The organism is Cyanobium sp. Maggiore-St4-Cus, assembly GCF_024345615.1.
Lineage (GTDB): Bacteria > Cyanobacteriota > Cyanobacteriia > PCC-6307 > Cyanobiaceae > Cyanobium_A > Cyanobium_A usitatum.
On sequence record NZ_JAGQBL010000001.1, the window covers coordinates 229,568 to 249,062 of the forward strand.

The following is a 19,495-nucleotide window of genomic DNA, read 5'->3' on the forward strand; positions in this document are numbered from 1 at the left end:
GCTGAAGGCCGACACCGCCGGCCCGGCGCCGTAGGGGCGCCGCAGCCGGTTTTCAGGCTGTTGGTTCATCCCCAGGTTGGTCGGCTTTGGGGTGGGCCTGTTTGAGGTGGCGCACCAGGTCGGCAGGGCTGGTGCTGTCCAGGAAGCGGCGGAAATTGTCCTGCTCCTGGGCGTCGGCCTCCGCATCCACCGGGATGGAGGCATCAGCCACGACCTCTTCAAGCATCCAGATGCTGCTGCCGGTGCGCAGGGCTAGGGCGATGGCATCGCTAGGCCTGGCGTCGAGTTCGATGCTTGAGGCAGCTGTTTGGTCGCCAGGCGCCGCCCCTTCCCCATCCCTAGCGGGGCTGAGTTTCAGCACGGCGCGGAAGGTGCTGTCTTCGATCGTGTGAATTACAACCCGGTCGAGCTGCAAACCCCCAGCGTCGATCAGGTCGGCCATCAGGTCGTGGCTGAGGGGTCGGGTCGGTGGTTCTTCGCTGAGTCCCGCCAAGATGTTTTGGGCTTGGGCCTGGTCGATCCAGATCGGCACCTGGCGCCGGCCCGATGGATCGCGTAGCAAAACGATCGGGCTGCGACTGGCCGCATCGAGGGCAATTCCGGCAACGCGCATTTCAACCATGGCTCAGCGCTGCCCTTTAGCCGATTATGGCGAGGAATATCGCCCTGGGCTGGAAAGCAGATGTTTACCGGGCTGGTGCAGGCCACAGGCGTGATCCGCCGCTCTCCCCACGGGGTTCAACTGCAGTGGGCTGCTGCCCCTGGGGCTACTTGGACCCCTGCCAGCCTGGCCCTGGGCGACAGCGTGGCCGTGGATGGGGTTTGTCTCACCGTGGCTGGGCGGCTGGCCGATGGCTTTCGCGCCGATGTCAGCGAGGAAACCTTGGGCCGCACCACCTTGGCCGCCAAGGCGGACCGGGGCGGCAGGGTGAATCTTGAGCCGGCCCTTCGCCTGGCCGACCGGCTTGGTGGCCACCTGGTGAGCGGCCATGTGGATGGGCTCGGGGTGGTGCGAGCCATCGCCCGCCAGGCCGCCTCCTGGCGCCTGGAGCTGGCCTGGCACAACCCCGCCTACGGCCGCTATGTCTGCGAAAAGGCCAGTGTGGCGGTGGATGGCATCAGCCTGACAGTGGCCGGCTGCGACCCCGATGGTGTTGGTTTCTGGATTGCCGTGATTCCCCACACCTGGGCCAGCACCACCCTGGCGCAGCTGGCGGTGGGGGATGGGGTCAACCTGGAGGCCGACCTACTGGCCAAATACACCGAGCGTTTGCTGGCTGCCACCGGCCCCAGCGGCGCGGCCGAGCCGATCAATGCCCCCTGGCTGGCTGATCACGGCTGGATCTGACGTCTGCGCTTGGCGTGACTACCGTCCAGGTGATGTTGCTGCCATACCGATGGGCTCAGGTCTGTTTTCGGCCAAAGGCGAGGGATTGAAGGCCTTCACCCTGTTTGAGGGGGTGTTGATGCTGGTACTTGGGGTGCTGGCCCTGATCTTCCCGGTGCTGGCTTCCGCCTGGATCGCTGTGATCGTGGCGGTGGGCTTTCTGGTGGGCGGCATCGTGGGTTGGGTAAGCAACCTGGCCCGCTCCCGCCAGTTGGGACGCTGGTATTGCTTTTCGCGGCTGGTGATTTCCACCCTCTTCATCGTGGTGGGGGCCTGGATGATTCAGCAGTTCCGCGGCGGTCCGCTCGAGGGCGGCCTGGTGGTGGCCAGTCTGGCCTTTGCCATCGGCATCGTTTTCATCCTCGAAGGCGTGGTTTCGATGCTTGTGGCCCTTGGTCACACACGGGTGAGTGGCTGGGGTTGGGGCTTGCTTAACGGCATCGTCACCCTGATCCTCGGCGTGATGATCGTGACCATGCAGGCCTGGGGGCTGCTCTGGGTAATTGGGGTGCTGGTGGGAATCAGCTTCCTGTTCAGCGGTATTGACCTACTCGCCTTCAGCGCCAGCTTCCACGGCGACGACTGAGCCGGAGCGCCAGGGGAGAGGGGCCTAGGGATCTTCTGGTTCGAGCGGTAGCAGGCTGATCGAGCCGTTGTCTGGGTTGATCTCGATCCGAAATTCCTGGCCCGGCTCCAAACCCAGCCTGCGGGTGTAGGCGTGGCCGATCAGCAGGTTGCCGTTGCCATGCACCCGGGTGCGGAAATCAGCTTGCCGTCCCTTGCCTTGGCCGCTGCTGGCGGTTCGACTAACGCTGTTTGGTACCGGGTAGCCCTTGGCAGCTACCAAAGCTCGATAAAAACTTTTTTTCAGCACCCGTCCGCTCGGACCCACGTAGCCGCAGCCCCGGGCGATTTCGTCCTCTGGGCGGTTGCTCAGGGCGCGGGCCCGATCAAGAAGGGCCTTGCCTTCCAGCATGTCCGCGGGGCTGTCGCCGTTCCTGGCCGCCATGAAAAAGGCCTGCGCTGGGCAGATATATCAACTAATTGTGCCCGGTACGCGAGGAAATCGCCATCCGTGCCAGCGGTTGACGACTTGGCGCCTCAGAGCAGATACAGAATTCCGTAGAGCACAACCCAGATGCCATCTACGAAATGCCAATAGAGCTCAGCCGCTTCTAGGCCGAAGTGGTCGCTGGCGCTGATGCGTCCTCCCGGGCGAGTTTGCAGAGCAACGATGGCGATACAGATCACGCCAAGAGTCACGTGGAGGCCGTGGAAGCCTGTTAAGGCGTAGAAGGTGCTGGCAAAAAGGTTGTCGGTGAGGCTGAAGGGCAGGTTGAAATACTCGACCATCTGACCAGCCAGGAAAATCGCGCCCAGGCCACCAGTGATTGCCAGCCAGAGGCGGCTGGCCCCCAGCTTTCCGGCCCGGCATTCCTTGCCGGCGCGGTGAAAGGTGAAGCTGCTGATGATCAAAACCACCGTGTTGATGGTGGGTAGCAACAATTCGAGCTCATAGATCCCCCCTTCCGGCAGCGGATTCACGGCCCGGAAAGTGAGATAGGCGGCAAAAAAACCGGCGAAGGTCATGCCATCTGCCACTAAGAAGGTGGCTAGGCCAAATAGGCGGAAATCTCCGTGGCCCTCACCAGCTGGACCGTGGCCAGCCTCAACGGCGACTGAATCCTGTAGGGGTGTGGTGCTGGTCACGCTTTTACCTCCGGGTGCTGGCCGTAGCCGTAGGGCTCGGTAACTAGTGGTGCCTCGCCGTGCCAGTTTTCAACCGGTGGCGGCGAACTGGTGAGCCACTCAGATGTAAGGGCATTCCAAGGGTTGTCACCAGCCTCTTTGCCGTTTATCGCCGTAACCACCACGTTGATAAGCAGTGGCAGGGTGCTGATGGCCATCAACAGGGCGCCCACGCTGCTCACCTGGTTAAGGGTGGTGAAGGCGGGGTCGTATTCGGCAACACGACGAGGCATGCCATTTAAGCCGAGCCAGTGCTGGGGGGCGAAGCAGAGATTGAAACCAACAAAAGTGAGCAGGAAGTGGAGCCTCCCCAGGTCCTCGTTGAGCAGACGACCGGTGAATTTCGGATACCAGTGATACAAAGATCCGAAAATAACAAACACCGTGCCCCCGTAAACAATGTAATGGAAGTGACCCACTACGAAATAGGTGTCGTGAACGTGAATGTCAAAAGGCACTTGGGCCAGAGCTACGCCAGTGATGCCGCCGAATACAAAATTAACGATGAAGGCGCATGAAAATAACATCGCCGAATTGAGGGCAATCTTGCCGCCCCACAAAGTCGCCAACCAGTTGAAGAATTTGATCCCGGTTGGGACGGCGATAAAGGAGGTGGCAATCGTGAAAAACAGGCGCATCCAGGGCGGTGTGCCGCTGGTGAACATGTGGTGAGCCCAAACAATTAAGCCAAGGAAAACGATCGCCATGATCGAGTACACCATCGTGGTGTAACCAAACAGAGGTTTGCGGGCGTGGATAGGCAGTATTTCGCTGACGAGCCCGAAGGCTGGCAACACCATGATATATACAGCCGGGTGGGAATAGAACCAAAAAAGGTGTTGATAAACCACTACGTTTCCACCCATCGTTGGATTGAAAAATCCGGTGTGGGCAATGATGTCGAAACTGAGCAGAATTAGGGTGCCTGCCAGTACCGGGGTTGAAAGCACAACTAAAATGCTGGTGCCCAGCATTGCCCAGCAATACATGGGCAGCATCATCAGCTTCAGTCCAGGACGCCGCAGCTTCAGGATGGTGGCAATGAAGTTGATGCCGCCAAAAATCGAGCTGCCACCAAGCAGAAGCACGCTCAATATCCACACCACTTGGCCTGCTGCTGGGGTGGTGAGGCTTAGGGGTGGATAGGCGGTCCAGCCGGATTGGGCAGCCGCTCCAGCAATAAAATAACTACTTATAAGCAGAATGCCCGCAGGTGGAATCAGCCAGAAGGCCACTGCGTTGAGACGGGGGAAAGCCATGTCTCTGGCGCCCACATAAAAGGGAATCAGATAATTGCCGAAGGCGCCATTCACGACTGGCACGATCCAAAGAAAGATCATTACCGTGCCGTGCAGGGTGAGCACCTCGTTGTAGGTCTCACGGCTGACAAAATCAGATATTGGACTGATCAGTTCCGTGCGAATAACCCCAGCTAGGGCCCCGCCGATCAAATAGAAGATGAAGCCACAAACCAAATATTGCAGCCCAATCACCTTGTGATCCAGGCTGAAACTGAAGTAGCGCAGCCAGCCTTGGGGTTGCAGGTTGCCGTCGAAATCGCTTGGGTTGGCGAGAGTCATGGCGGGTCGTCAGGTGGTGGTGCGGTTGGGGGTGTTCTGCTGCAACCAGTTGTCGTAGGCATCGGGCTCGTGCACTACCACGTTGGAGCGCATGCCGCCGTGGTATGGCCCGCAGAGCTCGGCGCAGATGATCGGATAGGTGCCAGCCCGAATGGCGGTAAAGGAAAGCACGGTTGGCTGGCCTGGAATTACGTCCTGCTTGAGACGGAACTGGGGCACCCAGAAGGCATGGATTACGTCACGGGCTTCCATGCGCAACTCCACCTGTTGACCGGTGGGCACATGCAGTTCGCCGCTGGTTATGTCTGAGCCTGGATAGTGAAAAATGAAGGCAAATTGCATAGCGGTTACCTCAACAGGTAAAACCGGACCAGCAGGCGCTGCGTCCATGCCGGCTACGCCAATACCACCCCAAACCCGGCTAGCCGCATCCCCTTCCTTAACACTGACTTGCTGCATGGCCCCGTGATCCATGGCCATGTGATCGTTGAGCGTGGCCATACCGCCCATCCGCTCATAAATGTCGTAGCTGTATAGACCGACAAACAAAACAACCACTGCGGGGATTGCTGTCCAAACAATCTCCAGGGGCAGATTTCCCTCTATTGCCAGCCCATCACTCACATCGCCGCTGCGGCGCCTAAATCGAAACAAGCTGTAAACCAGCAGGATCACGATGCCGAGAAACAGCACGGTGCCAATGCTGAACAAAACCTTAAATAGATCGTCGTAGGTGGATGCGTTGCTGCTGGCGCCCAGGGGCAGCATGTTGACGTTATAGCCAACCCAAAGCCCTGTCAGCACAAGGGCTGTGGTGGCCGTGAGCACAGCTAGGGCGGTGCGAATTGGCACGGTGCTGTTTGAGCTTCCAGTCAGCCTATGGGCACAGGCTGCGATGTGCGGGTCGATCTTTGCCTTGGTTGGCAAATCAACGCCTCAGCCGCTTGCAAGCAGGGCTGATGTTTTCACTTCGTGATCTGGGCAATTAAGAGTCCCTCGTTTTGAACAACTTGGTTAGCTTCTCTGGACTCCGGGATGGTCGTTTCCGTGACGACAAATCTCAATTCACCCCTAAACCCAAGCATTCGCAGCAGGCCGGACCCTGTTCTGATCCAGAGGCTCGCCTTACTTGCTTCCCATCTAGTGGTGGCCTTGGTGGCCTTGGTTGGCATCGGCGGTGCCACCAGGGTTATGGAGGCGGGTCTGGCTTGTCCTGACTGGCCCCTTTGCTACGGCCGCCTCCTGCCAGGTCGTCAGATGAATCTCCAGGTGTTTTTGGAGTGGTTTCACCGCCTTGATGCCTTCGTAGTCGGAGTGGCCCTGCTGGTTCTTACGGCAGCGAGTTTTTTCTGGCGGCGACGCCTGCCCGCTTGGTTGCCCTGGCTGGCTGCTGGAACCCTCCTTTTAGTGCTGGTTCAAGGGGGCCTGGGGGCTCTCACCGTCACCCAGCTACTGGCAGCGCCGTTAGTTACTGCCCATCTCGCCACGGCCTTGCTGCTGGTTGCGCTCACAAGTGGCCTCTACCAGCGCCTGGCAATGGCGAATAGGGCCTCGATCAGCCCTCCGCTTTGGTGGCAGCTACTGGCGAGCTTGGCTCTCGTGCTGGTGTTCGCCCAGTGCCTGCTGGGTGGAACCATGGCCAGCCAATGGGCGGCAGATCAGTGTTTTAGTGCCGGCCATGGCTGCCGCTGGCTGCTTGCTCACCGCCAGCTCGCCATGCCAGCAGCTCTAGCCGTGCTGGCCCTAGCTGCAGCAACCCTGCTGTTGCCCCCAGGTCAGGGTCAACTGCCCGGCCTCGCCCAGGGAGCGGCCGTTTTGGTGCTGGCCCAGGTGAGCCTGGGCATTTGGACCTTGAAGCTCCAGCTGCAGGCGCCGCTGGTGACGATCGGCCACCAACTGCTGGCAGCGCTGCTGGTCGCTCTGCTTGCAGCGGTGCTCGCCCGTTCCCTTGGCAACTCAGGCCAGACCTTGCCCATGTCTCAAACGTCTTCCGAGGTGGCTCATGGTTAGTGCAACGATCACAGCTCCAATCGCCGTTGCCCCGGCGATCCGCCCCTCGGTGAAATTGCCGGCCTGGCTTGAAGTTGCCAAGCCCCGGCTCATACCGCTGCTGCTCGCCACCACCCTCGGTGGCATGGCACTCAGCAGTGGCGATGCACCCGCCGCCAGCACGATCATCTGCACCCTGGTGGGGGGCAGCCTGGCCTCGGCTGCGGCCGGAGTGCTCAATTGCCTTTGGGAACAGGATCTCGATGGGCGCATGCAGCGCACTAGTCGCCGGGCCCTGCCCTCTGGTCGTCTGGCCCAGCGCCAGGCCTTTGCCCTAGCCATTGGCCTCACCATCCTGTCGGTGGCAGTTCTGGTTATGGGCGTTAATCCCCTGGCTGCCAGCCTTTCCCTGTTGGGGCTCTGCAGCTATGTGCTGCTTTACACGGCCCTGCTCAAGCCGCGCACCAGTCAGAACATCGTGGTCGGCGGGGTGGCCGGGGCTATTCCGCCCTTGGTGGGAGCTGCCGCTGCCACCGGCTCCCTTGGCTGGGCTTCCTGGTGGTTGTTTTCCCTGGTGATGTTGTGGACGCCAGCCCACTTCTGGGCCCTTTCCCTGCTGCTCAAGGACGATTACCGCTCCGTGGGCATCCCGATGCTTCCGGTGGTCAAGGGCGTGGCGGTTACGACTCGGGCCATCAGCCATTACGCCTGGGCCACTGTTGGCTTGAGCCTGCTTGGGATCGTGGCGCTGCCAACTGGTGGCTTGCTTTATGGCTTGATGGTGTTGCCCTTCAACGCCCGCCTGCTGCAGCTGAGCTCCCAGCTACGCAGCCAGCCTGACGAACCCCAACGGGCCAAGGCCATGTTCCGCTGGTCGATTTTCTATCTATTCGGCATCTGTGCGTTGCTTTTGTTGGCCCGCCTACCGCAGGCAGCCCTGCTGGGCCCCCAACTGTTCAACGTCCCCTTTGCTGCCTTGCCTACATTGGTCGGCTGATTGGAGCGGCTTGAGTCGGTGATCGAACTGCAGCAGCTCTGCAAGCGCTACGGGGGCAAAAAGGCGGCAACTGCCGTCATTGCCCTCGACAACCTTTCCCTGCAAGTGCCGGCCGGCAGCCTCTATGGCCTGCTTGGTCCTAACGGTGCTGGTAAGACGACCGCCTTGCGCATCCTTTGCACCCTGCTGGCCCCAGACAGCGGCAGCGTGCGGGTAGGCGGCGTTGATGCCCTGGCCGAGCCCCGGGCGGTGCGTCGCTTGTTGGGCTATGTGGCCCAGGAGGTGGCAATCGACAAGATCCTCACCGGCCGCGAACTGCTGCAGCTGCAGGGTGATCTTTATCACCTGGCCCCAGCTGCCCGGAACCGGCGCATGGACGAGCTGATCGAGCTGCTCGGCATGGCCGACTGGATTGATCGGCGTTGCGGTAGCTACTCGGGCGGGATGCGTCGCCGGCTCGATCTGGCCGCTGGCCTGCTGCACAGTCCCAAGGTGTTGGTGCTCGATGAGCCCACCGTCGGCCTTGATATCGAGAGTCGCGCGGCGATCTGGTCTGTGTTGCGCCAACTGCGCGATGGCGGCACAACTGTCCTGCTTAGCAGCCACTACTTAGAGGAGGTTGATGCCCTGGCTGACCATCTGGCGATCATCGAGGCTGGCAAGGTCATCGCCGAGGGCGCTCCTGCTGTGCTCAAGGCCGCCTTGGGTGGCGATCGAGTGACCCTGAGGGTGCGCGAATTCAGTGATGCCGACGAAGCTGAGCGGGTGCGCAGCCTGCTGCACGATTGCGCCGGGGTACGCCAGGTGGTGGTGAACCGGGCCCAGGGCTACTCCCTGAATCTGGTGATTGAGCACGACGGCGTTGTCGAGCAGCTGCGCCGCCAATTGGCGGCAGCCGACCTGCCGGTTTTCGCCCTCGCCCAGAGCCGCCCCAGCCTCGATGATGTCTATCTCCAGGCCACCGGCCGCACCCTGATGGACGCGGAGCTGGCGGTGGCCGGCAGCCGTGATCCCAAGGCTGAACGCAAAGCGAGCATGTGATGACCACAACCCTTCCAGGCCCCCAACCCGAGGCATCCGCCTTGGCCGAGATCAGTCAAGAAACCCTGGCCCTCACCCGTCGTTTGTTCGTACAGCTGCAGCGCCGGCCTTCCACCTTGGTGGCGGGGGTGCTGCAGCCCCTGATCTGGCTGGTGTTGTTTGGCGCCCTGTTTGCCAAGGCTCCGGCGGGCCTGCTGCCTGGCGGCATCAGCTATGGGCGCTTCCTTGGCGCAGGTGTGATCGTGTTCACGGCCTTCAGTGCGGCCCTGAACGCTGGCCTGCCGTTGATGTTTGACCGCGAATTTGGCTTCCTCAACCGGTTGCTGGTGGCGCCTCTGCGCTCGCGCAGCTCGATCGTGTTCGCCTCGGTGCTCTACATCACCACCCTGAGCTTGGTGCAGAGCCTGGCGATCATGGGCACTGCCGCATTGCTGGGTTACGGCTGGCCTGGTGGAGCTGGGCTGCTGCTGGTATTGGTCACCTTGCTGTTGTTGGTTTTTGCAGTCACGGCCCTGAGCTTGGGGCTTGCTTTTGCGCTGCCAGGCCACATCGAGCTGATTGCGGTGATCTTTGTGGCCAACCTGCCACTGCTGTTTGCCAGCACCGCTTTGGCTCCGTTGTCGTTCATGCCGGCTTGGCTGGGCTGGCTAGCGGCCCTTAATCCCCTTACCTTCGCGATAGAACCGATTCGTGCCGCCTATGCGGGACAGGTCTCTCTCACCGCAGTGGTGCTGGAGGCCCCCTACGGCCAGCTCAGCAGCGCCACCTGCCTAGGGGTGCTCGCCTTACTGGCCGCCGGGTTGTTCCTGCTGATTCGGCCGCTTTTGGATCGCAAGCTCACCTAGCAGGTCCTTTCGTGACGCAGCCCTCCAGATTCCCCCCGTCCGACCTTCCCGACTTAGGGGACCGTTTGCTGGCGGCGGTTGCAGAACGGGATCAGGCCATGGCCCAGCGTCTGGTGCAGCAGTGGGCGCACCGCAGGGGACTGGCGGCCCTCGAAGCCCTGATCTCCGGCCCACTTTGCGTGGACCAAGGAGCAGGGGCGGCTGAGTGGCTGCGCTCCCAGGCTGGCCTGGAGACCAACCCTGAGCCCAGCGTGCAACGAGTTGAGCAACCAGTTGAGCAACGGCCTGTGCTGGCCCTTGTGCAGGATGCCCTGGCTCCTGCAGCGCGCGATGCCGCTCCTGCGCCCTTTGCCCACGCTTCCCTGCGGGCCTGGCTGCCGGATGCTGAAGAGCTCGATGACTTTCACCTACCCCTGGCCAGCTGAGTGAAACCCTCCGGTTTGATTGTGTCGGTGCAGGCCCCCGAGGGATCTCCGATGCGCGATCCCGATGTGATCGCCGCCATGGCAGATGCCAGTTTGCGCAATGGCGCCTCTGGGGTGCGTCTGGAAAGCCCAGAGCATATCGGCGCTGTTCGTCAGCGCTGCCCAACGGCCCTGATCGTGGGCCTATGGAAGCGCAGCTACCCAGACAGCTCGGTGTACATCACCCCGGGGTGGGAGGAGATTCGTGCTGTTTGGGCTGCTGGTGCCGATGTGGTGGCGATTGATGCCACCGAGCGCTATCGCCCCGGGGGTGAAAATTTGGAGGGTCTGATCGCCCGCGCCGAGCGTGAGCTTGGTGCTGTGCTGATGGCGGATGTGGACAGCGTTGCCAATGGTCTGCGTGCCGCCGAGCTGGGTTGCAGCTGGGTCGGCACGACCCTTTATGGCTACACGGAATCAACCTCAGGCCAGAAGCCACCAGCCTGGGATCTATTGCCCCTGCTGCGGCAGCAATTACCCAACGAGGTGAGTCTGATCTGCGAGGGCGGCATATCAAGCCCCCAGCAGGCCCGCCAAGCCCTGGACCTCGGCGCTGATGCCGTGGTTGTGGGCACGGCAATCACCGGGGTCGATTTGCAGGTTGCTGCCTATGTACGGGATGTGCTGGCCGGCTGAGCAGCCTGGGATCACATCATCCCGGGCATGCCCATTCCACCCATACCTCCCATACCTCCCATACCTCCCATGCCACCCATGCCACCCATGCCACCCATGCCACCCATGCCACCCATGCCACCCATGCCACCCATGTCGCCGCCGGGTGCTGCTTCGGGTTCGGGCTTATCGGCGATCACAACCTCGGTGGTAATCAGCATGGAGGCGATCGAAACCGCGTCTTGAAGGGCTAGGCGCACCACCTTGGCCGCATCGAGAATGCCAGCGGCCAGGAGGTCTTCGTAGACGCCGGTTAGGGCGTTGTAGCCCTTGCCCAGCCGCAGGATCTCAGCTGCCACCACGGCGCCATCGGCGCCCGAGTTGTGGGCGATCTGGCGCACGGGCTCGGCTAAGGCCCGCTTGACGATCTCGACGCCGGTGCGCTCATCGCCCTGGCAGCTAGCCGCCAGGCTGCTCAGCCCTTCGGCCAGCTCCAACAGGGTGCAGCCGCCACCAGCAATGATTCCCTCCTCCACCGCAGCGCGGGTGGCGTTGAGGGCGTCTTCGATGCGCAGCTTGCGGTTTTTGAGCTCGGTTTCGGTGGGAGCACCCACCTTGATCACGGCAACTCCTCCGGCCAGTTTGGCGATCCGCTCCTGCAGCTTTTCGCGGTCGTAATCGGAGTCGGTGTTGTCGAGCTCGCGCCTGATTGAGGCCACCCGATCAGCAACGACTGCCTGGTGCTCACCGCTGGCCACGATCGTGGTGCTGTCCTTGGTGATGGTGATGCGGCGGGCCTGACCCAGCTCGGCTAGGCCGGTCTTGTCCAGGGTCATGGCCTGGTCTTCGCTCACGACTGTGGCGCCAGTGAGTACGGCGATGTCGCCAAGCATGGCCTTGCGGCGATCGCCGAAGCCAGGGGCCCGCACAGCTGCAACCTGCAATACGCCGCGGTTTTTGTTAACCACCAGGGTGGCTAGAGCTTCGCCCTCCACCTCTTCCGCCAGGATCAGCAGGGGCCTGCCGCCCTTGGAAACCGCCTCCAGCACGGGCACCAGCTCAGTGATGGTGCTGATCTTGCGGTCGGTGATCAGGATCAGGGCATTTTCAAAGACGCATTCGCGCCTCTCCTGGTCGGTGACGAAGTAGGGGGAGCTGTAGCCACGGTCGAAGGCCATGCCCTCGGTGATCTCCAGTTCGGTGGCCAAGGAGGTGGACTCCTCAACGGTGATGACGCCGTCAGCGCTCACCTTGTCCATGGCCTCGGCGATCATCCGGCCGATCTCTTCGTCGTTGCCGGAGCTCACCTCGGCTACCTGGCGAATCGCTTCACCGGCGACGGGTTGGGCCCTCTCGGCGATGCCCGCCACGATCTGGGCTGTGGCCTTTTCCATGCCGCGGCGTAACACGACCGGGCTGGCGCCGGCCGCCACGTTTCTGAGGCCTTCGCGGACCAGTGCCTGGGCCAGCAGGGTGGCAGTGGTGGTGCCGTCGCCGGCGGTGTCCTTGGTCTTGCTGGCCACCTGCTGCATCAGCTTGGCGCCAACGTTTTCGAAGGGATCTTCGAGTTCGATCTCCCGGGCGATGGTGACGCCGTCATTAACGATCTCGGGCGCGCCGAATTTCTTTTCGAGCACCACGTTGCGGCCGCGGGGTCCGATGGTGACCTTCACCGCGTTGGCCAGGGCGTTTACACCACGCTCAAGGGCGCCACGGGAGGCATCTGAAAAGCTGATCAGCTTGGCCATGAAAACGCTGGACACTCAGTGATGTCAGGCTCCCATAGCGGACCACCGCCGGGCCAACGGAGCGGGGTGGGGAAAGCCGAATCAAGCTGCTGCTTTGGGCTACTGATTTGCTCCAGGCTCGATAGGGTTCAGCAATGGAGGATTTGCTGCAAACAGCACTAGAGAGCGCGGACGAAGCCATTTCGCTGGATCCGGGCTCCACTGCTAACGCCATGGTGTTTGTGCTCGTGGCGGCGGCCGGAGTGTTGATGGCCTTGGTTTATGTGCCGGTGAGGCTGTTTTTGACAATCACCGCTCGCAGTCGCCGCCTGCGCCTGCTGCAGCGGATTCGCCGGCTGCGCGAGGAGTTGGCTCAGCCGCTCACAAGCTCTTAACGCATCACCATGCCGCCATCCACCTGCAGCACCTGGCCGGTGATGTAGGCGGCAGCCGGGTCGGCGGCCAGAAAGCGCACTGCACCTGCCACCTCGGCGGCGCTGCCCATCCTCCCCAGGGGAATCGCCGCCAGGATCGGCTCCTTGTCGAGTTCGGCGGTCATGTCGCTCTCGATGAACCCCGGGGCAACGGCATTGACGGTCACACCCCGGGCTGCAAATTCAGCCGCATTGCTGCGGGTGAGGCCGATCACGCCGGCCTTGGCGGCGCTGTAGTTGGCCTGGCCTGGATTGCCCATCAGGGCCACCACTGAGGTGATGTTGATGATGCGGCCGCTGCGGGCCTTGAGCATGGCCCGGCTCACAGCGCGGGTGCAGAGAAACACGCCGGTGAGATTGAGGTTGATCACGCTCTGCCAGTCGGCGGTTTTCATCCGCATCAGCAGGCCGTCGCGGGTGATGCCGGCGTTGTTAACCAACAGGTCGAGCCGGCCGCCCCTAGCAAGCACCGCTTTGACCATGGCGTCGACCTGCTCTTCATCGGCTACATCGGCCCGATGGCTCCAGGCTTCGCCCCCGGCAGCAGTGATCTCAGCCACGACCGCTTCGGCTGCATCCGGGGAGCTGGCGTAATTCACCACTACTTGGGCGCCGGCCGCTGCCAGCTCAAGGGCGATGGCGCGACCTATACCCCGGCTGGCACCGGTAACCAGCGCCACTTGGCCGGCCAGGGGGGCTGGGCTGGACATCACGGCACTCGACATCGCGGCACTGGGGTTTGTGGCGCTGATCGTATGGCCTGACTATCCCCCGAACCCCGATTATCCCAGTCCCAGGGCGGCGAGCACCTCGGCGTGGCCAAGTTGGCTGAGGTTGGCGGCGCTGCCGAGGCCCTGCACCCCAGCACGGCTGGGCAGACTGGCGGGGTCCCGGCCCAAGGCCACCAGCGGCAGGCCGAGCAGCAGGGCCAATTCGATGGCTACAGGGTCGCTGGCTAGCACCACATCGGCACTGGCGATCTGGGCGGCGCGCTTACGCATATCTCCAGCCCCAGTGCCAGCTAGTGCGGGCACGGTCCGCAGGTTGGGCAGCTTGCTGCGGATCTGGGCGGGTAGGTCTTGCCATTGCTGGGCTGGCCAGTCGCCCCCAGCAGCGGAGGGGGCCAGCAGCAGGGCCGGTCCATCGCCACTGGGTAGGGCCGCGCTGGCGGCCTCCAGGTCGGCAGGGGCGATCGGCAACCGGAAAGAATCAGCCTCGAGCCGCACCCCGATGGGTCGCAGGAAGGCTTCATAGGCCTGGTTGGCCCAGCCGCCCTCGATGGGGGTGATCCGCTCGGTGGCGGAGAAGCCACTGCTGGCCACCCGGGTGGGGATGTGGCTCATCGACAGCATGAGATCCATCTGGCGGCTGGGCGCCAGGTTGAGGCTCACCTGAAAATCAGGCTCCCGCACCGAGCCCATCAAGTTGGCCCAATCGGCAAGGGTTGCCTGCTCGTAGGTGAAGGGCATGGCCCGTTCCACTGCTGGATGCAGGGACCAAAGGGGAACCGCCGCTAACGGACAGACCACCTGAACGACGGCATGGAGTTGGTCGGCGACGGCGGCAACGGCGGCAAAACTCTGCAGCTGCTGGCTGCTGCCGCCCGGAATCAGAAACAGGGCGCGCATCGCAAACGACACAGGTTCGGCGGCCTGATTGTATGGATCAGATTCGGATTGACCCGTCTCGCGGGAGTCGCTTGTGCATTTGCTGATCGCCGCAGCCGGCAGCGGACGCCGCATGGGGGCCACTGGCAACAAGCTGCTGTTGCCCGTGGCGGGGCGGTCGGTGCTGGCCTGGACCCTCGATGCGGCCCTCGCCTGCCCCGCCATTAGCTGGATCGGCATCGTGGGCCAGCCCGTTGATGCAGCCGCGATAGCGGCGATCGTGGCTGAAGCTCAGCCTGACCTGCCGGTGCAGTGGATTGAGGGTGGTGACACCCGTCAGGAGTCGGTGAGCCGGGGGCTGGCGGCCCTGCCGGCAGCTGCTGGTGGTGTGCTGATCCACGACGGGGCTCGCTGTCTTGTCGAGCCAGAACTGCTGGCCCGCTGTGCCGCTGCGGTGCAGCAAGGCGCAGCGGTGATCGCCGCCACCCCCGTAACCGACACGATCAAGCAGGTGGATGGAGCTGGCACCATCACGGCCACCCCAGATCGCAGCTGGTTGTGGGCAGCCCAAACTCCCCAGGGTTTTCCGGTTCAGCAGCTGCGGGCTGCCCATGCAACCGCCACGGAGCAGGGCTGGAGCGTCACCGACGATGCGGCCCTGTTTGAGCGGCTGGGTTTGGCGGTGCAGGTGTTGGAGGCGCCTGCTTCCAACATCAAGCTCACCACCCCTTTCGATCTCACCGTGGCAGCGGCGGTGCTTGCTTCGCGCTGCTGATCCGCAGCTGGCCGCTGCTGCCATCGAGCTCGGCCCAGGCACCTAGGGGTAGGGCCGCATTGCCGGCCCCATGACCCATGGGCAAGTTGCTCACCACGGGGATGCCGAGATCGCTTGTGCGCTCGCGCAGCACCTGCTCGAGGCTGAACCGATCTGCTTCGGCTGGGTTTTCATCGCAGTCTGTGAACTGCCCCAGGCCGATGCCGGCCAGCTGCTGCAGCCCTCCGCAAAGCCGCCAGTGGGTGAGCATGCGCTCGATTCGGTATGGAGCTTCGCCCACGTCTTCGAGCACCAAAATGGCGCCGCGCAGATCCGGCAGATAGGGCGTACCCAGCAGGTGGGTGGCCACGGTGAGGTTGGCGGCCAGCAGGGGGCCTGCGGCGCTGCCGCCACACCAGCCCTCGCCCTGAAGGTCGCCTAGGGGTTCGCCAAACAAAAGGCACCGCAGCCGCTCTTGGCTCCAGGCGGGTTCGGCGGCCAGGGTGGTGAGCAGCGGCCCGTGGATGGCACCTCCCTGCCCCTGGGCTAGTTGGGCCCAGAGCAGGGAGGTGACGTCGGAGAAACCAAGCAGCCAGCGAGCTGGCAGGGCCAGGGGTGCTTCCAACAACCGGGCCGCTCCCCAGCCGCCCCGCACACAGGCCAGCAGTTCGGCGCCCCGCCTGGCGGCCGCTTCCAGGTCGCCGCGTCGCTGTTGGTCTCGGCCGGCCAGATAGCCCCACTGGCGCCCGTGCAGGGGCGTGCGCTCCACCTCCAGCCCCCAGCTCTCGAGCACGGCAATGCCCGCCTCCAGGCGCGCCAAGGCGTCTTCGCCCAGCAGGGCTGAGCTTGCCGCCACCAGCTGCACCCGATCCCCTGGCCGCAGCGGTGAGGGCTGACGTATGACCTGGCTCATGGCAGCTGCCCCAGCACCAGGGCAAGCAGCAGCAGCCCTCCCAGCTGCACCTGGCGGCTGAAGTGGCGGCCGTAGGCGGACCTTGGCAGGTTGGGGCGGCGCAGCAGGGCGGCTTCGCGCTGCATGCCGGCTGCTGCCAGCAGACCCAACGGCCAGCTGATCCAGCCGCATCCCTGCAGGCCGGCGGCCAGCCCCAGGGCCAGGGCGGCGAGGCCGTAGCTGATCGCCACCGCCAGGGGGGCCAGGCTGCCCAGGCTGAGGGCACTGCTGCGCACGCCGATGGCCCGGTCGTCATCCCGGTCGGCCATGGCGTAAACCGTGTCGAAGCCGAAGGTCCAAAGCAAGGTCGCCAGCCATACCAGGGCCAGGGGCCAGCCGCCGGCCAGGGAGCCGGTGGCAGCGGCCCAGGGGATCAGCACCGCAAAGCCCCAGCAGATGGCCAGCACCAGTTGGGGGTAGCCAAACCAGCGTTTAGCCGAGGGGTAGAGCAGCACTGGCGGCAGGGCCGCGATTGCCAGCAGCAGGCAGAGGTTGCGGCTGGCGGCGGGCAACCCCCCCATCAGCACCAGCAGCACTGCCAAGGCGACGACCAGGCTGAGCAGCAGCAGGCCTATCGCCTCGCCAACGCCAACGCGGCCATCGGCCAGGGGACGGCTGCGGGTGCGCTCTACCAAGGGGTCGATGCGGCGGTCCCAGAGGTCGTTGGCGATGCAGCCGGCCGCGCTCACCGCCAGTCCTCCCAGCACTATTAGTGCCACCAACAGCGGCGCCGGTGGGGCGTTTGGGGTGAGCCAGAGGCTCCAGCCAGCTGGAATCAGCAGGATCAGGCGGCCACTGGGCTTGTGCCAGCGCACCAGCTCCAGCCAGGCCCCCAGACGGTTGCCGCGCGTCAAGTTGGCCATGCCCCCTTTTCGTCGTGCCGCACCCTAGGTGTGCCGGTGGGACGGGCCGTGGGTGGCAAAGTAACGCCCCCAGTGGCAGTTGCTGAGTTAGATGGTTCAGGCCTCCAACCTTCAGCAGTCCGGTCGCCGCCGGGTGGCCGCTATTGACATCGGCACCAACTCGATTCACCTGCTGGTGGCAGAGGTGGATCCGGAGCTGAGCAGTTTCAGTGTGGTGCTGGCTGAGAAGGCCACCACCCGGCTTGGCGAAAGGGATCCCCATAGCGGTGACCTCAGTGCCGAGGCGATCGAGCGGGCTTTTCGCACCCTGCGCCACGATCGCGATCTGGCCCTTAGCCATGGGGTGGAGCAGATCGTCACGGCGGCCACCAGTGCCGTGCGGGAGGCCCCCAATGGCAGGGATTTCCTGGTGGCGCTGCAGGAGCAACTGGGCCTGGAGGTGGATCTGGTGAGCGGGCCTGAGGAGGCGCGACTGATCTATTTGGGTGTGCTTTCGGGCATGGCTTTCGGCGACCAGCCCCACTTGATTATTGATATCGGTGGAGGCTCCACCGAATTGGTGCTGGCCGATGGCCGCGACGGCCGCTCCTTCAGCAGCACCCGCATCGGCGCGGTGCGCCTGCAGCGGGAGTTTTGTCAGCAGGACCCCCTACCGGTCGAACGTCGCTCCTTCCTGCAGGCCTATATCCAGGGCGCCCTCGACCCTGCCGTAGCTGAGGTGAAGGCGGCGCTGCGCCGGGGCGAACAGCCGCTGATGGTGGGTACCAGCGGCACAGCCATGGCCCTAGCGGCGCTGGCGGCTGCTGAAGATCCCAAGCCGCCGCTAAAGCTGCAGGGCTACAGGCTCAGCCGCGAGCGCATCGACCAGCTCACCGCCCGGCTGCTGGCGATGACGCCGGAGCAGCGCCGCGCCTTGCCCGCCATCAATGACCGCAGGGCCGAAATCATCGTGCCAGGCGCCCTGATTTTGCAGACGGCGATGGCGATGCTCGGCGTGCGGGAGCTGGTGGTTTGTGATCGGGCCCTGCGGGAGGGCTTGATCGTGGACTGGATGCTGCGCAACGGCCTGCTGGGAGATCGCTTTGCCTTCCAGAGCACTATTCGCCAGCGCACCGTGCTGCACCTGGCCCAGCGCTTTGGTGTCGATCGGGCCCGGGCCGATCGGGTGGCCGCCCATGCCCTCAGCCTCTACGACCAGTCGCGGGGGCTGCTGCACCACGACGAGGGGCCGGGCCGGGAGCTGCTCTGGGCCGCCGCCCAATTGCATACCTGTGGCAAGAGCATCAATATCTCCGCTTATCACAAGCACAGCTGGTATTTGATCCGCCACGGCGAGCTGCTGGGCTACTCCGAATCCGAGCACCTGATGGTGGCGGCGATTGGCCGCTATCACCGCCGCAGCCTGCCGAAGAAGCGCCATGAGTCGTGGCAGCTGATCGAAGACCGCGAACAGCGCCGCACCGTTACGTCAATGGCCTTGCTGTTGCGGTTGGCGGCGGCCCTAGATCGCCGGCCCGCTGCGGTGATTGCGACCCTGCAGGTGAGATCAAGGCAAAATGCGGTTTGCGTTGACCTGGAGCCCCTGGCGGCCGCCCCTGGTGAGCCAGCTCCGGATCTCAGCTTGGAGCGCTGGAGCCTGCGATCCTGCGCTGAAGTGGTGCAGGAATCCTGCGGCCTTGGTCTCAGGGTGCCGGAGCCCTGAAGCTGCGCCAACGCACCTGATCAATGGGTCCCAGGGGTTGAGCGGCACCGCCTCCTATTCGGGTGCGAACCAGGTCGGGACGGCCTGCCAGCACCTCAAGCCCTTGGCCCAGGGGGAAGCTCCGCTCACCTGTGAAGGTGCCACGGAACAGGATGGTGCCGGTTTTTGTTTTTATTTCGAGCCAGCTGGGCTGGCTGCTCGTCAGTTGCAGCTGATCGGGATTGAGGCTGCCGCTTTCCCTATCCCTGCTCCTTGGTGCTGGGGAAATATCGGTCAGCGGCTGGGGCTGCGTTTGCTGCTGGGTTGGGCGGGCCTGGTGACGCTGCCACTGCTGCCAGCCCACGGCGCCGGCGCCACTGAGGGCGACCAGGGTTGCTGCTGTGATGGCCAGTCGGCCGCTGGTTTGTGCCGGTCTGGTTGGGGCGCGCTGGGTGAGTTCGACCACCTTGATCGGCTTGGTTTGAAACTGGCCGCTATCTCGCAGGGTTTGCAGGGGGCCATCGATGTTGATGGCCAGGCTGCTGGCGATTCTGCGGGCCTGGGCGATTACGAATACCGCTTCCGGCAATCGACAGGCGTCGGCTTCTTCCAGGGCCTGAAGTTGTTCGACTCCCATGTTTAGACGGGCTGCCAGCACGGCCAATTCGAGACCTTGGACCTCCCGGCCCTGCCGCAGCGTCTGCCCCAGGCAGCGAAGGGCGGATAAGGCCTCGGGGTTAGGAGAATCTGACACCACAACAGCGAGCTCAGCAGATTTAGACATTCTGCAGGCAAATTTGACGCGGTCCA

The 19,495-nt window shown here is 63.6% G+C and carries 22 protein-coding genes; 11 read left to right on the forward strand and 11 right to left on the reverse strand.

The annotated features are described in order from the left end of the window. Positions 1-52 precede the first annotated feature (52 nt). Positions 53-622, reverse strand: coding sequence for a bifunctional nuclease family protein (locus KBY99_RS01360; protein ID WP_254941297.1), 570 nt, complete (start codon positions 620-622; stop codon positions 53-55). 60 nt (positions 623-682) lie between these two features. Here KBY99_RS01360 and KBY99_RS01365 point away from each other — a divergent pair, with 60 nt between their 5' ends. Together KBY99_RS01365 and KBY99_RS01370 are read left to right on the forward strand one after the other, a co-directional pair. Then, positions 683-1,348, forward strand: a complete 666-nt coding sequence (locus KBY99_RS01365) for a riboflavin synthase (RefSeq protein WP_254996853.1) — start codon at positions 683-685, stop codon at positions 1,346-1,348. Between the two features lie 49 nt (positions 1,349-1,397). Beyond that, the gene (locus KBY99_RS01370) at positions 1,398-1,973 is read left to right on the forward strand and encodes an HdeD family acid-resistance protein (protein WP_254996954.1); all 576 of its coding nucleotides are present in this window, start codon (positions 1,398-1,400) and stop codon (positions 1,971-1,973) included. A 24-nt stretch (positions 1,974-1,997) separates the two neighbouring features. Here KBY99_RS01370 and KBY99_RS01375 read toward each other — a convergent pair whose 3' ends face one another. The 4 genes from KBY99_RS01375 to KBY99_RS01390 form a co-directional block, all read right to left on the reverse strand. Further along, positions 1,998-2,363 carry an AbrB family transcriptional regulator gene (locus KBY99_RS01375; RefSeq protein WP_254996956.1) on the reverse strand — a complete coding sequence of 122 codons (366 nt, stop codon included), beginning with the start codon at positions 2,361-2,363 and terminating at the stop codon, positions 1,998-2,000. Positions 2,364-2,488: 125 nt separating this feature from the next. Then, positions 2,489-3,097: a heme-copper oxidase subunit III gene (locus KBY99_RS01380; RefSeq protein ID WP_254996854.1), complete on the reverse strand. Its 609-nt coding sequence runs from the start codon at positions 3,095-3,097 to the stop codon at positions 2,489-2,491. Then, positions 3,094-4,716, reverse strand: coding sequence for a cytochrome c oxidase subunit I (ctaD, locus tag KBY99_RS01385; RefSeq protein WP_254996856.1), 1,623 nt, complete (start codon positions 4,714-4,716; stop codon positions 3,094-3,096). The genes KBY99_RS01380 and ctaD overlap by 4 nt, the downstream gene beginning before the upstream one ends. 9 nt (positions 4,717-4,725) lie before the next feature. Next, positions 4,726-5,568, reverse strand: coding sequence for a cytochrome c oxidase subunit II (locus KBY99_RS01390; RefSeq protein WP_409996505.1), 843 nt, complete (start codon positions 5,566-5,568; stop codon positions 4,726-4,728). Positions 5,569-5,751: 183 nt separating this feature from the next. Between KBY99_RS01390 and KBY99_RS01395 the strand changes: the two genes are divergently transcribed. The 6 genes from KBY99_RS01395 (at position 5,752) to KBY99_RS01420 (ending at position 10,688) form a co-directional block, all read left to right on the forward strand. Further along, complete coding sequence (locus tag KBY99_RS01395) at positions 5,752-6,726, forward strand: COX15/CtaA family protein (RefSeq protein ID WP_254996857.1); 975 nt, start codon at positions 5,752-5,754, stop codon at positions 6,724-6,726. Next, positions 6,719-7,702 (forward strand): heme o synthase, encoded by a 984-nt coding sequence (locus KBY99_RS01400; RefSeq protein WP_254960150.1) that lies wholly within the window; start codon positions 6,719-6,721, stop codon positions 7,700-7,702. Before KBY99_RS01395 ends, KBY99_RS01400 begins: the two co-directional genes overlap by 8 nt. Positions 7,703-7,720: 18 nt before the next feature. Then, positions 7,721-8,743 carry an ATP-binding cassette domain-containing protein gene (locus tag KBY99_RS01405; RefSeq protein ID WP_409996512.1) on the forward strand — a complete coding sequence of 341 codons (1,023 nt, stop codon included), beginning with the start codon at positions 7,721-7,723 and terminating at the stop codon, positions 8,741-8,743. Next, positions 8,743-9,588 (forward strand): ABC transporter permease, encoded by an 846-nt coding sequence (locus tag KBY99_RS01410; RefSeq protein WP_254941304.1) that lies wholly within the window; start codon positions 8,743-8,745, stop codon positions 9,586-9,588. The genes KBY99_RS01405 and KBY99_RS01410 overlap by 1 nt, the downstream gene beginning before the upstream one ends. Before the next feature lie 98 nt (positions 9,589-9,686). Then, positions 9,687-10,013, forward strand: a complete 327-nt coding sequence (locus tag KBY99_RS01415; RefSeq protein ID WP_254996862.1) for a hypothetical protein — start codon at positions 9,687-9,689, stop codon at positions 10,011-10,013. Then, positions 10,014-10,688: an N-acetylmannosamine-6-phosphate 2-epimerase gene (locus KBY99_RS01420; RefSeq protein WP_254996863.1), complete on the forward strand. Its 675-nt coding sequence runs from the start codon at positions 10,014-10,016 to the stop codon at positions 10,686-10,688. Positions 10,689-10,699: 11 nt separating this feature from the next. Here KBY99_RS01420 and groL read toward each other — a convergent pair whose 3' ends face one another. Continuing rightward, positions 10,700-12,415 (reverse strand): chaperonin GroEL, encoded by a 1,716-nt coding sequence (gene groL, locus KBY99_RS01425; protein WP_254996864.1) that lies wholly within the window; start codon positions 12,413-12,415, stop codon positions 10,700-10,702. A 134-nt stretch (positions 12,416-12,549) separates the two neighbouring features. On the opposite strand from groL, the gene KBY99_RS01430 reads away from it, so the two are divergent. Continuing rightward, complete coding sequence (locus tag KBY99_RS01430; protein ID WP_106501449.1) at positions 12,550-12,789, forward strand: hypothetical protein; 240 nt, start codon at positions 12,550-12,552, stop codon at positions 12,787-12,789. Here KBY99_RS01430 and fabG read toward each other — a convergent pair. Together fabG and KBY99_RS01440 are read right to left on the reverse strand one after the other, a co-directional pair. Beyond that, on the reverse strand, positions 12,786-13,538 hold the full coding sequence (gene fabG, locus KBY99_RS01435) for a 3-oxoacyl-[acyl-carrier-protein] reductase (RefSeq protein WP_254996865.1): 753 nt from the start codon (positions 13,536-13,538) through the stop codon (positions 12,786-12,788). The two genes, KBY99_RS01430 and fabG, sit on opposite strands and share 4 nt — an antisense overlap. A gap of 72 nt (positions 13,539-13,610) precedes the next feature. Then, entirely contained in the window at positions 13,611-14,456 is an 846-nt protein-coding gene (locus tag KBY99_RS01440; RefSeq protein ID WP_254996867.1) for a lipopolysaccharide heptosyltransferase family protein, read from the reverse strand. 73 nt (positions 14,457-14,529) lie between these two features. Between KBY99_RS01440 and ispD the strand changes: the two genes are divergently transcribed. After that, on the forward strand, positions 14,530-15,210 hold the full coding sequence (gene ispD, locus KBY99_RS01445; RefSeq protein ID WP_254960157.1) for a 2-C-methyl-D-erythritol 4-phosphate cytidylyltransferase: 681 nt from the start codon (positions 14,530-14,532) through the stop codon (positions 15,208-15,210). Here the strand turns inward: ispD and KBY99_RS01450 are convergent. Next, positions 15,173-16,102, reverse strand: a complete 930-nt coding sequence (locus KBY99_RS01450) for an LD-carboxypeptidase (RefSeq protein ID WP_254996868.1) — start codon at positions 16,100-16,102, stop codon at positions 15,173-15,175. The genes ispD and KBY99_RS01450 overlap by 38 nt on opposite strands. Next, entirely contained in the window at positions 16,099-17,004 is a 906-nt protein-coding gene (locus KBY99_RS01455) for a 4-hydroxybenzoate polyprenyltransferase (protein WP_254996869.1), read from the reverse strand. The genes KBY99_RS01450 and KBY99_RS01455 overlap by 4 nt, the downstream gene beginning before the upstream one ends. A gap of 91 nt (positions 17,005-17,095) precedes the next feature. Here KBY99_RS01455 and KBY99_RS01460 point away from each other — a divergent pair, with 91 nt between their 5' ends. Further along, entirely contained in the window at positions 17,096-18,706 is a 1,611-nt protein-coding gene (locus tag KBY99_RS01460) for a Ppx/GppA phosphatase family protein (protein ID WP_254996870.1), read from the forward strand. Here KBY99_RS01460 and KBY99_RS01465 read toward each other — a convergent pair. Further along, entirely contained in the window at positions 18,687-19,439 is a 753-nt protein-coding gene (locus KBY99_RS01465; protein ID WP_254996871.1) for a helix-turn-helix domain-containing protein, read from the reverse strand. The genes KBY99_RS01460 and KBY99_RS01465 overlap by 20 nt on opposite strands. Positions 19,440-19,495: the final 56 nt, after the last annotated feature.